We start from the raw sequence: 1,278 nt of genomic DNA, 5'->3' as shown, positions 1-1,278 counted from the left end.
ACCACCAAACTACCAAGCATCGGATTTTCGACGAAATATCAGGATGAGGAGACGGGTCTCTACTATTACGGCTACCGTTATTACGACCCGGTGACAGGGAGGTGGCAATCCAGGGATCCATTAGAAGAACTTGGCGGATTCAACCTTTATGGGGCGTTCTACAACGACGGCATCAACAACTTCGATTCCGATGGCCGGTTCGTGAATTTCCTGATTGGTGTGATTGTCGGTGCCGGAATCGATTACGCTATGCAGGTCACGTACAATGTGGCGACCGATGGCGCGAGCTGGGATGCGTTTGTTGAAGTCGATTTGGCATCGATAGGCGTCAGTGCCGTGATTGGTGCAGTCGCACCAGGCGCAGGAAAAGCGCTCCAAGGAATTTCGAAGGGATTCAAGGCGCAAGAGAAAGCGATCAAGCTCGCAGAGAAGGTCGGGCGGCGGAGGAATGTCCTCAATCGTCAGAAGTTAATCAAACGCGCTAAGGACGCAGCGAAGGCGGAGCGAGATGCTTGGAAAGACGTTGCAACAATCGGCGCTGCTATTGCTGCGTCAAAGATCGCAGAGAAGGTTGCGGACGAAGTTCTGGATGAGGTCAAAGAGCAACTTGGCGACGATGTATGTCCTCCAGCTCAGAAAGGAGGATTCGAGGTCGAAGACGAGATTAAGGTGGATCTAGAAAAGGCTCTCGCGTCTGACCCTCCTCCGGCGCCTCCAACCCCCTGACGCAAGAGCGTGGACAAGATCCTCTTATACCTCCTCTGCTTCGTTGGGTTGATCATCGCCGTTTGGCCGGTGTTAGGCCGAGGATCAGCACTTTTCTGCATCTTCGTTGGAGTGGTTTCCGTGGTTGGCGTCGTCGTTGAACATAGTTTTGGAAGGTTTGCTTCTGTTCTTGTTTCCTGTGCGCTGATTCTTTCTCTGCCGGTATTGTTTTGGTTGAGGAGAAAATTCAGTTCATCTGGAAACGGCCTGCGGAGGCCAAGAGGGAAAGGCGCGTCGAAAGCATCTCGTGAATGAGGGTCGGGGGGTATGAAATGCGCTGTTGGATACTACAAATCCAGTACAAACGAAGTCCCTCCGGGCCGCAGCGGTGAATGCTCCGCTCTTTAAAGTCAGGCTCCGCGCCGCCAAACAGTAAGCGTGGTCTGAAGCCCCGTCGGGCTTTTATGGCTGTTGTGTGGCGTAGCGTTCATAGCTCTTCAGAGTATGAATGCTACGCAAGAATCCCTTGTCAGATTGGATCGCAGAGGCCGTCTGCGCTATTCGCCCGAGCAG

1 protein-coding gene is annotated in these 1,278 nt (G+C 53.2%); it reads left to right on the top strand.

What is annotated here, in order from left to right; genetic code table 11:
* A partial coding sequence (locus HNR46_RS20545; RefSeq protein WP_281375626.1) for an RHS repeat-associated core domain-containing protein occupies positions 1–726 on the top strand: 726 nt, incomplete at its 5' end.
* Positions 727–1,278 lie beyond the last annotated feature (552 nt).

The sequence above is a fragment of the Haloferula luteola genome (assembly GCF_014201715.1).
Lineage (GTDB): Bacteria > Verrucomicrobiota > Verrucomicrobiia > Verrucomicrobiales > Akkermansiaceae > Haloferula > Haloferula luteola.
The sequence above is the reverse complement of the archived record's forward strand: the minus strand, read 5'-3'. Positions and strand labels throughout refer to the sequence as shown.